Raw genomic sequence first — 14,965 nt, forward strand, 5'->3', positions numbered from 1 at the left:
TTGTGGGTGGTCGAGACCACCAGGGCGGGCGGCTCGCAGGTCCCCGCCGGATCGGGATGGTCCCGCGCCCTGCCCCGGCCCGAGCGTGGTCACCATGACCATGCAGACCACCACACCCACCGGAGCGTTCACCGCCACCCCGGTCGACGACGCCGGCCGGCTGCTGCACGCCGAGGACCCGGCCGCCCAGCTGGCCCTCGCCCTGGCCCGGCTCGAGGACGACCTCGACCGCGCCGGTCGCGACCCCGCGGACCTCGCCTCGCTGACCGTCCGCACCACCGACCCCGCCGCCGCCGAGGGCGTCCTCGACGTGCTCGCCGAGCGGCTCGCGGCCACCGGCGCGGCGCCGTACGTCGCCGTGCGGGCCGTGCCGGCGCTGGACCTGCGCGGGATGCTCGTCGCGCTCGACGCCTCGGTCCGCCCGCGCCTGCTGGTCGTGGTGGCCCACCCCGACGACGAGGCGTTCGGCTGCGGCTCGGTCCTCGCCCACGCCAGCGCGGCCGGCGCCCGCACGGTGGTCGCCTGCGCGACCCGGGGCGAGCTCGGCGAGCCCGCCCCGGGCAGCGGCCTCACCCGGGCCGACCTGCCGACCGCCCGCGAGCGGGAGCTGCGCGACGCGTGCACGCTCCTGGGCGTCGAGCGGGTCGAGGTGCTCGGCTACCTCGACTCGGGCGTCGACGGCCCGCCCGCGCCCGGCTCGCTCGACGCCGCGGACCCGGCTGGGCTGCGCGACCGGGTCGCCGCGCTCTACGACGAGGTCCGCCCCGACGTGGTCGTCACGCTCGACGCGAGCGACGGCCACCGCGACCACGCGGCCGTCCGCGACGCGGTCCTCGCGGCGCTCGACACCGCCGCCCACCGGCCGGCCGCGACGTACCTCTCCTGCCTCGCGCGCTCGCTCATGGCCGCCTTCACCGGCGCCGACCCGGCCACCACGACGCTCGGCACGCCCGACGCCGACATCACGACGTACGTCGACGTGGCGGACCTGCTCGACCTGCGCTGGCAGGCGATCCGCACCCACGCCTCGCAGGTCCCGCCGTTCGACGCGATGGACAAGGAGCTGCAGCACGGCTTCCTCGCCGTCGACCGCCTGGTGCGCGTCGACCCGCCGTGGGCCGGCGGCCCGGCCGAGACGACCTGGATCCCCCGCACCACCGATCACGCACCCACTCACGAAGGAACGAGCATGACCCTCACCCCGCTCCACACCGACCCCGCGGCGATCCTGCGGGCCCACCTCGGGTCCTCCGACTGCGAGCTGCACCTGCCCGGCGACCCCGGGTACGACGCCGCGCGGACGCCCTGGAACCTCGCCGCGCAGCAGCGCCCCGCCGCGGTGGCCGTGCCGCGGTCGGTGCCGCAGGTGCGGGCGGCCGTCACGGCGGCGGTCGCCGCGGGCCTGCGCGTCGCGCCGCAGAGCACCGGCCACGGCGCCGCCGCCCTCGCGGAGACCTCGCTCGGCGACACCGTCGTCGTCCGGCTCTCCGAGCTCACCGGCGTCACCGTCGACGCCGCCACCCGCACCGCCCGCGTGGTGGGCGGGACCCTCTGGCAGGACGTGGCCGTCGCCGCGGCGGAGCACGGCCTGGCCGCGCTCCACGGCAGTGCCCCCGACGTCGCGGTCGCGGGCTACGCGCTGGGCGGCGGGCTGTCGTTCTACGGCCGCCGGCACGGGCTGGCCGCCAGCAGCATCACCGCCGTCGAGCTGGTGACCGCCGACGGCTCCCTCCTGCGGGCCAGCGCCGAGGAGAACCCCGAGCTCTTCTGGGCGGTGCGCGGAGGGGGCGGCAACCTCGGGGTCGTGGTCGCCATCGAGCTCGCGCTGCTCGAGCTCCGCGACGTCCACGCCGGCATGCTGCTGTGGGACCGCGAGCACGCCCCGGAGGTGGTCCGCGCCTGGGCGTCGTGGACGCGCACGGTGCCGGAGTCGGTGACGACGTCCCTGCGCGTGATGAGCTTCCCGCCGCTGCCCGAGCTGCCGCCGTTCCTCTCCGGGCGCGACCTGGTCGTGATCGACGGCGCCGTGCTGGAGGAGGACGAGCGCGCCGCCGAGCTGCTCGCGCCGCTGCGGGCGCTCGCCCCGGAGATGGACACCTTCGGCCGGATCCCCGCGCCGGCGCTGCTCGGCGTGCACATGGACCCGCCCGGACCGTCACCGGCGGTCTCGGACCACGCGGTCCTCGACGCGCTGCCCGACGCGGCCGTCGAGGAGCTGCTGCGGGTCGTCGGGCCGGGGACGCGGACCGGGCTGACCTTCGCCGAGCTCCGTCACCTCGGCGGCGCGCTCGCCCGGCCCGCTCCCGGCGGCGGGGCGCTGGCCTCGCTGCCGGGTGCGTACGCGCTGTTCTGCGTCGCGATGGCGCCGACCCCCGCCGCCGCGGAGGCGGGGTACGCCGCCGCCGGTTCGGTCGTCGCGGCGCTCGCCCCGTGGTCGAGCGACCGGTGCGTGCTCAACTTCGCCGAGCGGCGGGTCGCGGACACCTCCACCGCGTTCGAGCCGGGCGTGGCCGACCGGGTCCGCGCGGTCCGGGCGGCCGTGGACCCGGCCGGGGTGTTCCGCGCCAACCACGAGCTCTGAGCTCCAGCGCCTCGTGATGCCCAGCGTGCGCCCTGGCGCACGGTGGGCATCACGAGGCGGAGAAGGAGCCGGTCAGGCGACGGGCACCAGGGCGGAGCCGACCCGCACCGTGCCCTCGCCGTGCTCGCGGTCCAGCCAGGCCTGCAGCGACCCGTCGTCGGCGACGACGTCGACGCTCACCCGGTCGTCCGAGACCCCGCCGCCGAGGACGCCCGGGAGGTCGAGGACGGCCTGCTGGACGGCCACCAGCTCGCGGTGGGTGTGCCGGGCCCCGCCGACGACGCACAGCGGCCCGTCCCACACCGCGCGCAGGGTCGCCTCCGCTTCGGCCAGCGCCGCGGGGTCGTCCTCCGCGAGCCGCACGGTGACGACGACCGGCGAGGACGCGGAGTCGACCCACGCCTCGTTGTAGCGCGGCAGCTCCTCCGCGGCGCGGAACAGCCCGGGCGACCCGCCGCCCGCAGCGCCCGGCGAGCCTGCCGCGGCCCATCCGCCCGGCGGCTCCCCGCACGGGGCGGTGAAGTCACGCGGCTCCTCGTCCGGGCCGGCCGGCTCCTCCCAGGCGGAGCCCGGCACGACGGACGAGGGCGTGAACGACTCCCCGTCGAAGGTCCCCGTCACCACGAAGGTTCCCCACCGCACGCCGGACCGTTCCTCGAACGCGCCGGCGTGCTCGGCCCAGTCCCAGCCCACGAGCGCCGGTCCCCCGCACTGCGGCGGGTAGGAGTCCAGCTGGCCACCGAGGCACAGCTCGGCGCCGTCCCCGTCGTCGAGCACGGTGACCGGGTGCCGCGTGGTCAGCTCCCCGTCGAGGACCGGGGTCGCCGTCGGGCTGCCCGTCGGACCAGGGGCGGTCTCGCCCGCGGCGGCGCCGGGGTCGTCCCCGCACCCGGCGAGGACGGGGACCAGCAGGGCCGGCAGCAGGACGGGCAGGGACCGACGCACGACGGAGCGCATGCGGGTACGACGCCGTCCCCGCGGGCGGGGTTCCCGGTCAGGGGCGGCGCGGCCGCGGCGGGTGCTCGCGGTGGGCGGCCGGGCGCCGGTGACGGGCCGGGCCGCGCCGGCCGCGGACCGGGAGGTCCCAGCCGAGGGCGGCCTCGGACCGGGTGAGCGCCGCGACCCGGCGGACCACGCCGCTCGGCTCGACGACGTGGCAGCGCAGGCCGGCCGCGTGCGCCGCACGGCGCACCGCCACCAGGGTCGCCAGCCCGCAGGCGTCGACGAAGGTCACCGCGCCGAGGTCGAGGAGCAGGTCGCGCCCGCACCCGACCGCGGCGAGCGCCGCGCGGCGTACCGCCTCGACCTCCGCGAGGTCCACCTCGCCCGCCAGCCGCAGCACGGTGTGCCGCGGCAGCGCCTCGACGGTGACGTCCAGCCCGACGATCGTTCCCTCTCCCATGCCCGGCGCAACGAGGCGCGACCGGGGGCGACACGGGCGCCGGACCGGAATGGCCCGGTCGTCGACGAGAACCACCCGACCGGGCCAGCCCGGCCGGGTGACCGGGCCAGGTTCGACCGCCCGGCGGGGGCTCAGGGAAGCCGGTCGACGAGCTCGGCGACCGGGGTGAGGGCACCGGTGTAGAACGGCACCTCCTCGCGGACGTGCCGGCGCGCGTCGGAAGCCCGCAGGTGACGCATCAGGTCGACGATGCGGTAGAGCTCGTCGGCCTCGAAGGCCAGCAGCCACTCGTAGTCGCCGAGCGCGAAGCTGGCGACGGTGTTGGCCCGCACGTCGGCGTAGTCGCGCGCCATCTTGCCGTGCTCGGCGAGCATCCGCCGGCGCTCGCCGTCGTCGAGGAGGTACCACTCGTAGGAGCGCACGAACGGGTAGACGCACACGTGCTGCTTGGGCTCCTCGTCGTTGAGGAACGCCGGGACGTGGCTCTTGTTGAACTCCGCCGGGCGGTGCAGCGCCATCTGGGACCACACCGGCTCGAGGCGGGAGCCGAAGGCCGTGCGGCGGAAGCGGTGGTACGCCGCCTGGAGCTCCTGGGAGTCGGCCGCGTGCCACCACACCATGACGTCGGCGTCGGCGCGCAGCCCGCTCACGTCGTAGACCCCGCGCACCACGACGTCGGCCTCGGCCAGCTCGGCGAAGAGCGTCTCGACCTCGGCGCCCTCGGCCGCGCGGTCCGCCCCTCCCCCGACCGGACCGAGGACGTCGCGGAGCCGGAACACCGACCACATCGTGTAGCGGATCGAGTCGTTGATCTCGCGGACGCGGCTGGCGTTGGACTTGGTCTCGCTCATGGCCTCCATTGTGCCGGGCCCCGTCCCCGCGGCGGCTGTCGACCCGATCACCCCACCCGACCGACCGGGCCCCCGTCGATCGGGCGCGGCGCCCCGGCGGGGCCCCAGGATGGGCGCGGAGGAACGCGCAGGAACGTGGAGGAAGAGATGTGATCGACGCGCTGAACCGGACCGTGGATCTGGTCGAGCAGCACCTCGCCGACGACCCGTCGTACGACGCGGACGTGGCGGCGCTCGCCGGGTCCCTGGGGACGACCGAGCACCACCTGCGGCGGATGTTCGCGGCGCTGGCCGGGATGCCGCTGGCGGAGTACGTGCGCCGGCGCCGGATGACCCTGGCGGCCGCGGAGGTCGTGGCCGGCGCCGGCCTGCTCGACGTGGCGGTGCGGCACGGCTACGGGTCGACCGAGGCGTTCGGCCGGGCGTTCCGCGCGGTCCACGTCAGCTCGCCCGGCGACGTACGCCGCGACGGCGGCCCCCTCCGCGCGCAGCAGCGGCTGCGCTTCCACCTGACCGTCGAAGGGAGCACCCCCATGGACATCCGCATCGTCGACCGCCCGGCCTTCACGCTGGTCGGCCACGCCGCCCGCGTGCCGCTCGTGCACACCGGCGTCAACCCGCACGTCGCCGCGCACGTCGCGTCGATCCCGCCCACGGAGCACGCCCGGCTCAAGGGCCTGTCGGACACCGAGCCGGCCGGGCTGCTCGCGGTGAGCGACGACCTCGACCCCGACCGGGCGGAGGGCTCGGAGCTGACCTACCTCCACGGCGTGGCCGTGACCCGCGAGCGGGACCTGCCCGAGGACCTCGACGCGATCGCGGTGCCGGCCGGCACGTGGGCGGTCTTCCGAGCCGCGGGCCCCTACCCGCAGCGGCTGCAGGAGACCTGGGCGGCGACCGCCACCTCGTGGTTCCCGTCGAACCCGTGGCGGCTGCGGCGCGGCCCCGAGGTCGTCGCCGTGCTCGAGCGCGCGGAGGACTTCTCGACCGCGACCGTCGAGCTGTGGCTGCCGGTCGAGCCGGGCTGAGGCCTCCGGGACCCACCTGCGCCGGCGGGGCCCTCCGCTTCAGCCGCGGCCGTAGCCGGCCTCCCGCGCCTTGACGATGGCCTCGGCGCGGCCGGCGGCGTGGAGCTTGGCGTAGATCGTGGAGACGGTGTTGCGCACGGTCTTGCCCGAGACGTACAGCTCGGCGGCGATCGCGTCGTTGGAACGGCCGGCCGCGAGCATCTCCAGCACGCTCCGCTCGCGGTCGGTGAGGTCGGGGAACGGGTCGTCGGCCGAGCGCAGCGATGCGGCGCTGAGGCCGGCGAAGTACGTCGCCACCCGCCCGGCCAGGCTGGCCCCGAACACCATCCCGCCCGCCGCGGCGGTGCGCACCGCGCCCTGCACCTCCTCGGCGCCCGAGCCCTTGAGCAGGTAGCCGCTCGCGCCGGCCCGGATCGCCGCCAGGACGGTCTCGTCGTCCTCGTTCATCGTCAGCATCACCACCCGGGTGCCGGCGTGCCGGCCGGTGATGAACCGGGTGGCCTCGATCCCGTCGAGCCCGGGCATCTGGATGTCCATGACGACCACGTCCGGCGCGGTCTCCCCGACGACGTGGAGCGCCTCGCGCCCGTCGGCCGCCGCGCCGACGACCTCCATGCCGTCGAGCGCACGGAGCAGCGCGACCAGCCCGTCGCGGACGATCTGGTGGTCGTCGACCACGACGACGCGGATGCCGGTGGACGCGGTCATCGGGTGCTCCTCAGCGGCAGGGTGGCCCGGACGACGGTGCCGCCGCCGGGAGGGCAGGTGACCTCGGCGGTGCCGCCGAGCTCGGCGGCCCGCTCGCGCAGGGAGACCAGCCCGACGCCGGCCTGCGCGTCGGCCGGGACGCCCACGCCGTCGTCGGCGACCTCCACGACCAGCGCGCGGTCGGTGCGGACGAGCCGGACCACGCAGCGCGAGGCGCGGGCGTGGCGGACGACGTTGGTGAGCGCCTCGCCGGCGACGCGGTACGCCGCCACCTCGGCCGCGGCCGGGAGCGGGCCGAGCCCGTCGGCGGGCTCGGTGCGCACCTCGGTGGGCACCGCGGCCCGGTCCGCCTGCTGCCGCAGCGCGCCGACGAGGCCGAGGTCGTCGAGGGCCGGCGGGCGCAGGTCGTGCACCAGGCGGCGTACGTCGCCGACGACGTCCTGGACCAGGGCGCTGGTGGCGGCGATCTCCTCGCGGGCGCCCTGCGGGTCGCGCTCGACGCGGAGGCGGGCGGACTCGAGGCGGAAGACCACGCCGCTCAGCGACGGGCCGAGCCCGTCGTGGAGGTCGCGGCGGATCCGCCGACGCTCCTCCTCGCGGGCCACGACGAGCCGCTCGCGGCTCTCCTGCAGCTCCTCGGCGAGGCGGCTGGTGCGGGCGGCGGTGGCGGCCTGGCGGACGAGGTCGCCGAGCAGCTGCTCGTCGCGGCGGGTGAGCCGGCTGCGCAGGCCGCGCGCCGGCAGGACGAGCCGCCCGACCTCGGCGCCGCGGTAGGTGATCGGCAGGGTCCGGGTCTCCTGCGGCCGCTCGCCGTGGACGGCCTCGAGCCGTTCGCCGCCGGGCCGGTCGACCTCGACGCCGACGTACCGCACGCCGAACGCCTCGGCGACCGCCTCCGCGACGGCCGCCAGCTGCTCGGGGCCCTCGTCGGCGGTCTCGAGGGTGGAGGCGAGCCCGGCGACGAGGTCGTAGGGGTCCTCGCGGCGGCCCAGCACGAGCCGGCGGGCCAGCGCCTGCAGCCGCAGGCGGAGCGGGCCGTAGAGCAGGACCGTCAGCAGCAGCACGACCCCGACGACCTCGCGCTGGGCGAGCGCGTCGCCGAGCGCACGGGTGAGCGCGGCGACCGTGAGCAGGTCGACGGCGAGCAGCGCGGTCCACAGCCCGCCGTAGGCCAGGGTCCGCCCGAGCAGCGCGTCGACGTCGACGACCCTGGGGGCGACGACCGCGACGGTCATCGCGGCGGGCAGCAGGCACACGACGACGAGGAAGACGTACGGCTCGGCCGCGCCGACGTCGAGCAGCACGGTCGCCAGCACCAGCAGCACGACGGCGACCACGCCCCACAGCAGCCAGCGCACCCGGTCCCGCTCCAGCCCGATCGCGCGGCGGTGGCGCACCACGACGGTCGCGACCGGGACGAGGAGGGCGACCAGCGAGGCGGCGCCGGCCGCCGCGAGGAGCGGACCGGCCGTCGTGCCGAGCGGCAGCGTCGTCGGGTCCGGGTCGACGCCGACCGGGAGCCGGCCGACGTCGTCGAACCCGTCGGAGGGGGCGACGACGTACGCCAGGGAGCCCAGCAGCATGACGCCCAGCGCGACCTTGCCGGCCGTGCCCCACCGGTCCGGCAGGAAGCGACCGGTCGGGAACAGCAGGGCCACCACGGCCACCGTCACCGGCAGCAGCGAGGTGAAGCGGAGCAGGAACCACGCCGTGAAGGTCATCAGCGGCAGCGGCTCGTCGCTCGCCAGGCCGGTGCGGAACCACGCCTCGGCGATGCCGTCGAGGGTCCAGAACACCCCCGACCAGGCCAGCGCCCAGCCCAGGCCCTGGCGCCGGTCGTGGGAGAGCACGACGGCGGCGAGCGCGGCCAGCACCAGGCCGGTCAGGCCGGTGCTCCAGCCCGCGCCGGGGGCGAGCCCGTCGCCGGGGATGCGGGCCGGCAGCCGCGACTCCAGCCACACGGCCAGGCCGGCGCCGGCCGCGCACAGCAGCGGCAGGGCGAGCACGGGGACGTCGAGCGTGGTGCGGGCGGACGTGGCTGGGGCGGGCGTGGCTGGGGCGGGCGTGGCTGGGGCGGGCGTGGCTGGGGCGGGCGTGGCTGGGGCGGGCGTGGCTGGGGCGGGCGTGGCTGGGGCGGACGTGGGTCGCGCGCCGGTCGCGCGTGCCTCGGCCTGGTCCACGGGGACAGTGTGCTGCCGGCCCGGCCCCTGCGGGGCCGAACCGGCAGCGTCGGGGACGGTCACGCGGACCGGTACGCCTTGTCGCCCAGCGCGAAGCCGAGCGCGGTGACGAGGAGCCAGAGCGGGCCGACCATGCCGGCGAGGTACTGCAGCGGCGAGATGCCGGCGAGCAGGGTGAGCCCGCCGAGGACCAGCCCGACGCGGCCGACCCAGCGGGGCACGGCGCCCGCGCGACCGGCAAGGTGCAGCGCGAGGCCGGCGAGGCCCGCGAGGACCCAGCACCAGGGGACGGTGCCGATGAAGTGGCCGTACATCACGACGTTGCTGTCGACCAGGACGTCCTGCTGCGGCAGGCCGAAGAGGAACTCGGTGTCGAGGCTCGTCCCGATCACCTGCACGACCGCGGTGCCGGCGAGGCCGGCGAAGGCGACGATCGGCAACAGGCTGTCGCCGCCGACCCGGTGCCGCAGCCGGCGGAGCAGGCCCGCGGCGAAGACCACGAGCAGCACCGCGCTCAGCAGCGCGACGGTGTGGAAGACGAACGCCGCCTCGCGCTGGGTGGCGAGCTTGTCGGCGATCGCCGCGGCGTCGCCCTGGATGCGGGGGTCGTAGACCGCGTCGACGAGGCCCGAGGCGACGATCGCCGCGACGCCGGTCGCGCCGGCGCCGATGCCGGCGAGGGCCCAGTGGCGGGAGGGACGGGCGGTGCCGTCGTGGGCGGTGCCGTCGTGGGCGGTGCCGGCGTGGGTGGTGCTGGAGGGCCGGTCGGCGTTCCGGAGGTCGGTGCGGGCCGGGCGGGTGGTGGTGGTGGTGGTGGTGTCCATGCCGGGAGGTTCGCGGGCCGGCTGTCCCGCGGCCCAGGGACAACCGGGCAGACCCTGTCCCCGGCCGCTGTTCCGCGATGCTCGGTCCGGGTGCTCGGGGCGGGACATTTCCGCGCAATTGAACGGTTGTGACCGGTTCTGGGCCCGATGACGCGACAGAACCGCGCAATTGAACGATTGCGGTCGCCCCGGGGTCGCCCGGCGGGCTCACCCCAGGTCGCGCACCGCCCGGTGGGCGGAGGCGATGACGGCCGGGATGCCCACGCCGTCGTACGTCGCCCCGCAGACCGCCAGGCCGGGGACCGCGTCCAGGGCCGACCGGACGCGGGCGACCCGGTCGAGGTGGCCCAGCGCGTACTGCGGCAGCCCGCCGCCCCACCGCTGCACGTGCACGTCGACCGGCGCGGCGGCCAGCCCGGTGGCGTCGGCGAGGTCGGCCAGCGACCAGGCCACCAGCTCCTCGTCGGTGGCCTGGAGGGCGACCTCGTCGCCGTGCCGCCCGAGCGAGGTCCGCAGGTGGACCAGTCCCTCCCGGGCACCGGCCGCGTGGACCCAGTCCCACTTGGCGAACGAGAAGGTCGACGCCTTCACCCGACGCCCCTCGACCGGCGGCACGAGGAAGCCCGAGGAGCCGGCGTCGACGACCGGCGCGGCGTCGGCGACCCGGTAGGCCAGCGTCACGACGACGACCGACGCGGTCTCGACCGCCGCCAGCTCCGCGGCCGCGGCCGGCGCGACGGTGCCGAGCAGCCGGGCCGTCGGCGCGGCCGGGGTCGCGAGCACGACCGCGTCCGCCTCGACCAGCTCCGGCGCCGTGGTCGGGCCGCAGGTCAGCGCGAAGCCGCCGTCCGGTCGCCGCTCGAGCGCCCGGACGGTCACGCCGAGCCGCACCGGCAGCCGCGCGGCCAGCGCCTCGGGCAGGCGGCCCATGCCGCCGGGGATGCCGGCGAAGACGGGGGCGTCGTACGTCGTCGGCACGGCCGCCGCCTGCTCGAGGAGCGAGCCGCGGGCGGCGTACGCCACCAGCTGGGGCACGGCGGCGCGGGCGGAGATCTCGCGGGCGCGGCCGGCGTAGACGCCGCCCAGCAGCGGCTCGACCAGCCGGTCGGTGACCTCGGGGCCGAAGCGCCGGTCGACGAGGTCGCCCACGGAGACGTCGCCGGCCACCTCCTGGGGCCCGAGCGTCGGCTCGGCACGGACGCGGGCCAGCCCCTCCTCGCTCAGCACGCCCGAGGCGGCGAGCTGGTCGAGGTCGAGCGGCACGCCCATGAGCGAGCGCGGCAGCGGCCGGAGCGCGCCGCGGGTCCAGATCCGGGACGCCGCGAGCGCCGGGTGCTGCACCTCGAGGCCGAGCCCGCGGGCGAGGTCGACGCCCTCGGGCCGGCGGTTGAGCATGGCCTCGGCGCCGACGTCGACGACGGTGCCGCCGACCTCGTGGCGCCGGATCTTGCCGCCCACGACGTCGGAGGCCTCGAGCACCACGACCTCGTCGCCCGCGGCGACGAGGTCGTGGGCGGCGGTCAGGCCGGCGATGCCGGCCCCGACGACGACGGTGCGGCGAGGGCTACCCACGTCTCCAGGCTATGCCGCGGGGAGCACCGCTCAGGCGCTGGCCTCGAGCCGCCCGAAGCCGGAGCGGTGGAAGATCAGCGGGAGCGAGGTGTCGCCCCCGAAGTCGGCGTTCTCGACCGCGTGCAGGCGCAGCAGGACCAGCGTGTGGTCACCGGCGACGACCTCGTCGTGGATCGAGCAGTCGAAGCGGGCCAGCCCCTCGTCGAGCAGCACCGCCCCGTCCTCGGTGGTGTGCAGCCCGATGCCTGAGAAGCGCTTCTCGACCGGCCCGGCGAGCTGGCGGCAGATCGTCCCCTGGTGCGAGGCGAGGATCGTGACGCCGAGGTGCGCGGCCCGCCGCAGCGCCGGCCAGGTCTTCGAGGTGTTGGCCACCGAGAACGACACCAGCGGCGGGTCCAGGCTCACCGAGGTGAACGAGCTGGCGGCCAGGCCGACGGGCTCGCCGTCGACCTCGGCGGCAACGGCGACGACGCCGGTCGGGAAGATCCCGAAGGCCTCGCGCAGCCGGGTCGGGTCGAGGTCCTGGTTGGTGGTCAGCGTGGTCACGCTGGCGAGCGGGTCCGGCGTGGCGGTCATGCGGGGGCTCCTGTCCGGGAGAGAGCGGCGGCGACGCGCGGGCGGGCCTCGGCCAGCCACTCGGCGTACGCCGCGGGGTCGTCGTGCAGGTCGTCGAGCACGTACAGCGCGCGGGTCGGCACGGTGCCGCCGATCTCGGTCAGCAGCGGCCGCAGCGCGTGCTCGGGGGCCAGCGCGTGGGCCGGGCCGGCGCCGAGCATCAGCGGGACGGCCACGCCGCGCAGCCCGGTCGTGGAGAAGCGGTCGAGGAACAGCTTGAGCAGGCCGGTGTACGTCGCCTTGTACGTCGGGCTGGCGACCACGACCAGGTCGGCCGCGCCGACCTCCTCGACCAGCCCGCGGACCTCGGGGTCGGACCAGTCGAGGATCGCCGGCCCGAGGACCGCGAGGTCGACCACCAGGTCCGGCTCGGCGCCGGACAGCTCGCGGGCGACGTACGTCGCGGCCGTGAGGGTCCGGGAGCCGGGCCTGGGGTTGCCGACGACGACGGCGACGGTCACGAGGCGGCCCTGCTCGACCCTCCGGCGGCGCCGAACGGGACGGCCGCGGACGCGGTCGTCTGCGGCGCCGGGTGCTGCCACAGGCCGCGGCGGCTGAGCTCGGGTAGGACGCCCTCGCCGAACCAGTAGGACTCCTCCAGGTGGGGGTAGCCGGAGAGGACGAACTCCTCGATGCCGACCGCGGCGTACTGCTCGACGAGGTCGGCGATCTCGCTGTGGCTGCCGACCATGGCGGTGCCCGCGCCGCCGCGGACCAGGCCGACGCCCGCCCACAGGTTCGGGTGGATCTCGAGGCCCTCCCTGGTGCCGCCGTTGAGCTCGAGCATCTTCTGCTGGCCCACGGACTCGCTGCGGCGCAGGCCCTCCTGCACCGTCCGGATCTGCTCGTCGTCGATGCCCGAGAGCAGCCGGTCCGCCTCGGCCCAGGCGGCCGCGGAGGTGTCGCGGGCGATGGTGTGGAGGCGGATGCCGAAGCGCAGCTCGCGGCCCTCCTCCTTGGCCAGGCCCTTGATCCAGTCGATCTTCTCGGCGACGGCGGCCGGCGGCTCGCCCCAGGTGAGGTAGACGTCGGCGTGCTTGGCCGCCACCCTGCCCGCGGCCGGCGAGGAGCCGCCGAAGTAGATCTCGGGCAGCGGGTCGGGTCGCTGGGCGAGGAAGGCGTCCTCGACGGAGTGGTGCTTGCCGTGGAAGGTGACGGTCTCGCCGCGCCACAGCGCCCGCACGATGTGCAGGAACTCGTCGCAACGCTCGTAGCGGCCGTCCTTGTCGAGGAAGTCGCCGAACATCCGCTGCTCGTGGCTCTCCCCGCCGGTCACGACGTTGAGCAGCAGCCGGCCGCCCGAGAGGTTCTGGAAGGTGCCGGCCATCTGCGCGGCCAGGAACGGCGCGGTGAGGCCGGGCCGGAAGGCGACGAGGAACTTCAGCCGCTCGGAGACGCTGCTGAGCATCGCGGTGGAGACCCACGCGTCCTCGCACCAGGCGCCGGTCGGGGTCAGGGCCGCCTCGAAGCCGAGCTGCTCGGCGCTGCGGGCGATCTGGCCGAGGTACGGCACGGTCGCGGGCCGGCCGGCGGCGCCGGCGGACACGCCGTGACCGCCGCCGACGACCTGGCGGCCGTCGCCGCCGTTGGTGGGCAGGAACCAGTGGAACTTCAAGGACATCTCGTCACTCCTGTGCGTGCGTCAGGCGGGGTACGTCGGGTGGTCGGGCCGTGCGTGGCGGCCCGGTCGTCAGACCTGGCCGTGGTTGGGCGGGAACACGCCGTCGAGGGCGTGCCGGCCGAGGTGCTGGACCTTCCACGAGGCGGGGTCGTGCAGCGTGTGGGTGCGGGCGTTGCGCCAGTGGCGGTGCAGGTTGAGGCCGTCGAGGGCCGAGCGGGTGCCGGCGACCTCGAAGAGCCGGCTGGAGACGTCGACGGAGGCCTGCGTGGTGGAGGCGCGGGCCGCGGCCACCGCGAGGCTGGCGAGGCCGGCGGACTCCTCGGTGAGGTCGGCGTTGGCGAGGTCGACGGCGCGGGCGGCCTCGGCGACGAGCGCCTCGCACGCCCGGACCTGGACCTCCATCTGGCCGAACGCGTGGACCACCAGCGGGTCGTCCGCGTGCCGCTGGACCCCGGCGTCGGGGTAGGGCCGGGACTTGGTCGTCACGAACGCGGCGGCCTCGCTGAGCGCGGCGCGCGCGATGCCGGCGTCGAGCGCGGCGTGGAGCACCTGCGCGAACGCGCCGTACGTCTGCGGCCCCTCGAAGGTGAGGTGGTAGGAGGTGATCCGAGCGTCGTCGACCGCGACGTCCTCCAGTCGCACGGTGCCGCTGGCGGTGGTGCGCTGGCCCATGCCGTCCCAGTCGTCGACGACGGTGACGCCGGGGGCGGTGCGCTCGACCCAGGCGACGTGCATCGGCCCGTCGACGTCGAGGTGCGCGAGGACCGGGATCCAGTCGGCGAAGAGCGCGCCGGTGCTGTAGCCCTTCTCGCCGTTGAGCAACCAGCCGCCGCCCGGGGCGGGCGTGAGCGTCGTGCGGTAGTCGCGCACGTGCTTGGTGCCGACCTCGGACTGGGCGTTGCCGAACCGCTTGCCGGCCAGCACCTCGCCGAAGAAGAACGCCTGCTGCGCCGGCGTGCCGCGGTGGCGCAGCGCGTTGACGTAGACGAAGTGGCTGTGCGGGATCTGGGCGATGCTCGGGTCCCCCGCGGCCAGGAGCCGGAAGACCTCGGCCACGACGGTCGTCGGCAGGTCGGGGCCGCCGTGCTCGGCGGGGACGGTGATCGCGAGCAGGCCGGAGGAGGAGACGAGGTCGACCTCCTCGGCGGGCAGCACCCGCTCGGCGTCGCGCTCGGCGGCGCCGTCGGCGAGGCGCCGGCCGATCTTGGCGGCCACCTCCAGGGCGGCAGCGGCGTCGAGCACGGGCACGCGCCCGGCGCCGATCACCGCGAACGAGCCGGTCTCGGGGGCATCGGACGTGAGGAACGTCGACACGGTCAGTCCACCTTCCTGGTCCCCGGAGGGCTGCTGGCGCTCCGGAGCACTTGACCTTCGAACTTGATGGGTTATGTCGATGAGATTGGTCGAAATAGGAGCCGAGTGCAAGCCGACGCGACGTACGACACGCGAGGAAGCCGCGAGCGGGTGACAGGCAGCGCCTCTCACCCGACGCCCTGGCCCGTCCGGCGCCCGCGGGGCGGGACACCCGGCGCGGCGCGGGACGGCGGTGTCGTAAAGTCGATATTGTCGCTTGACTTTGCCGA

Annotated in this window: 13 protein-coding genes; 2 read left to right on the forward strand and 11 right to left on the reverse strand. The window is 76.3% G+C overall.

What is annotated here, in order from left to right:
• Window positions 1-94 precede the first annotated feature (94 nt).
• Window positions 95-2,581, forward strand: a complete 2,487-nt coding sequence (locus QWY28_RS00605) for a PIG-L family deacetylase (protein ID WP_300950361.1) — start codon at window positions 95-97, stop codon at window positions 2,579-2,581.
• A 72-nt stretch (window positions 2,582-2,653) separates the two neighbouring features.
• Here QWY28_RS00605 and QWY28_RS00610 read toward each other — a convergent pair whose 3' ends face one another.
• From QWY28_RS00610 to hemQ, 3 genes are all read right to left on the reverse strand, one after another.
• The gene (locus tag QWY28_RS00610) at window positions 2,654-3,538 is read right to left on the reverse strand and encodes a hypothetical protein (protein WP_300950362.1); all 885 of its coding nucleotides are present in this window, start codon (window positions 3,536-3,538) and stop codon (window positions 2,654-2,656) included.
• 37 nt (window positions 3,539-3,575) lie between these two features.
• Window positions 3,576-3,983 (reverse strand): STAS domain-containing protein, encoded by a 408-nt coding sequence (locus tag QWY28_RS00615; protein ID WP_300950363.1) that lies wholly within the window; start codon window positions 3,981-3,983, stop codon window positions 3,576-3,578.
• 131 nt (window positions 3,984-4,114) lie between these two features.
• Complete coding sequence (gene hemQ, locus QWY28_RS00620; RefSeq protein ID WP_300950364.1) at window positions 4,115-4,834, reverse strand: hydrogen peroxide-dependent heme synthase; 720 nt, start codon at window positions 4,832-4,834, stop codon at window positions 4,115-4,117.
• Between the two features lie 149 nt (window positions 4,835-4,983).
• Between hemQ and QWY28_RS00625 the strand changes: the two genes are divergently transcribed.
• Window positions 4,984-5,862 (forward strand): AraC family transcriptional regulator, encoded by an 879-nt coding sequence (locus QWY28_RS00625; RefSeq protein ID WP_300950365.1) that lies wholly within the window; start codon window positions 4,984-4,986, stop codon window positions 5,860-5,862.
• A gap of 39 nt (window positions 5,863-5,901) precedes the next feature.
• On the opposite strand, the gene QWY28_RS00630 is transcribed toward QWY28_RS00625, so the two are convergent.
• The 8 genes from QWY28_RS00630 to QWY28_RS00665 form a co-directional block, all read right to left on the reverse strand.
• Window positions 5,902-6,570, reverse strand: coding sequence for a response regulator transcription factor (locus QWY28_RS00630; RefSeq protein WP_300950366.1), 669 nt, complete (start codon window positions 6,568-6,570; stop codon window positions 5,902-5,904).
• Window positions 6,567-8,750: a GAF domain-containing sensor histidine kinase gene (locus QWY28_RS00635; RefSeq protein ID WP_300950367.1), complete on the reverse strand. Its 2,184-nt coding sequence runs from the start codon at window positions 8,748-8,750 to the stop codon at window positions 6,567-6,569. The genes QWY28_RS00630 and QWY28_RS00635 overlap by 4 nt, the downstream gene beginning before the upstream one ends.
• Window positions 8,751-8,809: 59 nt before the next feature.
• Window positions 8,810-9,574, reverse strand: coding sequence for a hypothetical protein (locus QWY28_RS00640; RefSeq protein ID WP_300950368.1), 765 nt, complete (start codon window positions 9,572-9,574; stop codon window positions 8,810-8,812).
• Between the two features lie 207 nt (window positions 9,575-9,781).
• The gene (hemG, locus tag QWY28_RS00645) at window positions 9,782-11,146 is read right to left on the reverse strand and encodes a protoporphyrinogen oxidase (RefSeq protein WP_300950369.1); all 1,365 of its coding nucleotides are present in this window, start codon (window positions 11,144-11,146) and stop codon (window positions 9,782-9,784) included.
• Window positions 11,147-11,176: 30 nt separating this feature from the next.
• On the reverse strand, window positions 11,177-11,722 hold the full coding sequence (locus QWY28_RS00650; RefSeq protein ID WP_300950370.1) for a flavin reductase family protein: 546 nt from the start codon (window positions 11,720-11,722) through the stop codon (window positions 11,177-11,179).
• The gene (locus QWY28_RS00655) at window positions 11,719-12,222 is read right to left on the reverse strand and encodes an NADPH-dependent FMN reductase (RefSeq protein ID WP_300950371.1); all 504 of its coding nucleotides are present in this window, start codon (window positions 12,220-12,222) and stop codon (window positions 11,719-11,721) included. The genes QWY28_RS00650 and QWY28_RS00655 overlap by 4 nt, the downstream gene beginning before the upstream one ends.
• A complete protein-coding gene (locus QWY28_RS00660) occupies window positions 12,219-13,382 on the reverse strand; it encodes an LLM class flavin-dependent oxidoreductase (protein ID WP_300950372.1) in 1,164 nt (387 codons plus the stop codon). Before QWY28_RS00660 ends, QWY28_RS00655 begins: the two co-directional genes overlap by 4 nt.
• Window positions 13,383-13,451: 69 nt before the next feature.
• Window positions 13,452-14,696: an SfnB family sulfur acquisition oxidoreductase gene (locus QWY28_RS00665; RefSeq protein WP_300950373.1), complete on the reverse strand. Its 1,245-nt coding sequence runs from the start codon at window positions 14,694-14,696 to the stop codon at window positions 13,452-13,454.
• Window positions 14,697-14,965: the final 269 nt, after the last annotated feature.

This window comes from Nocardioides oceani (genome assembly GCF_030412965.1).
GTDB classification, from domain to species: Bacteria; Actinomycetota; Actinomycetes; order Propionibacteriales; family Nocardioidaceae; genus Nocardioides; species Nocardioides oceani.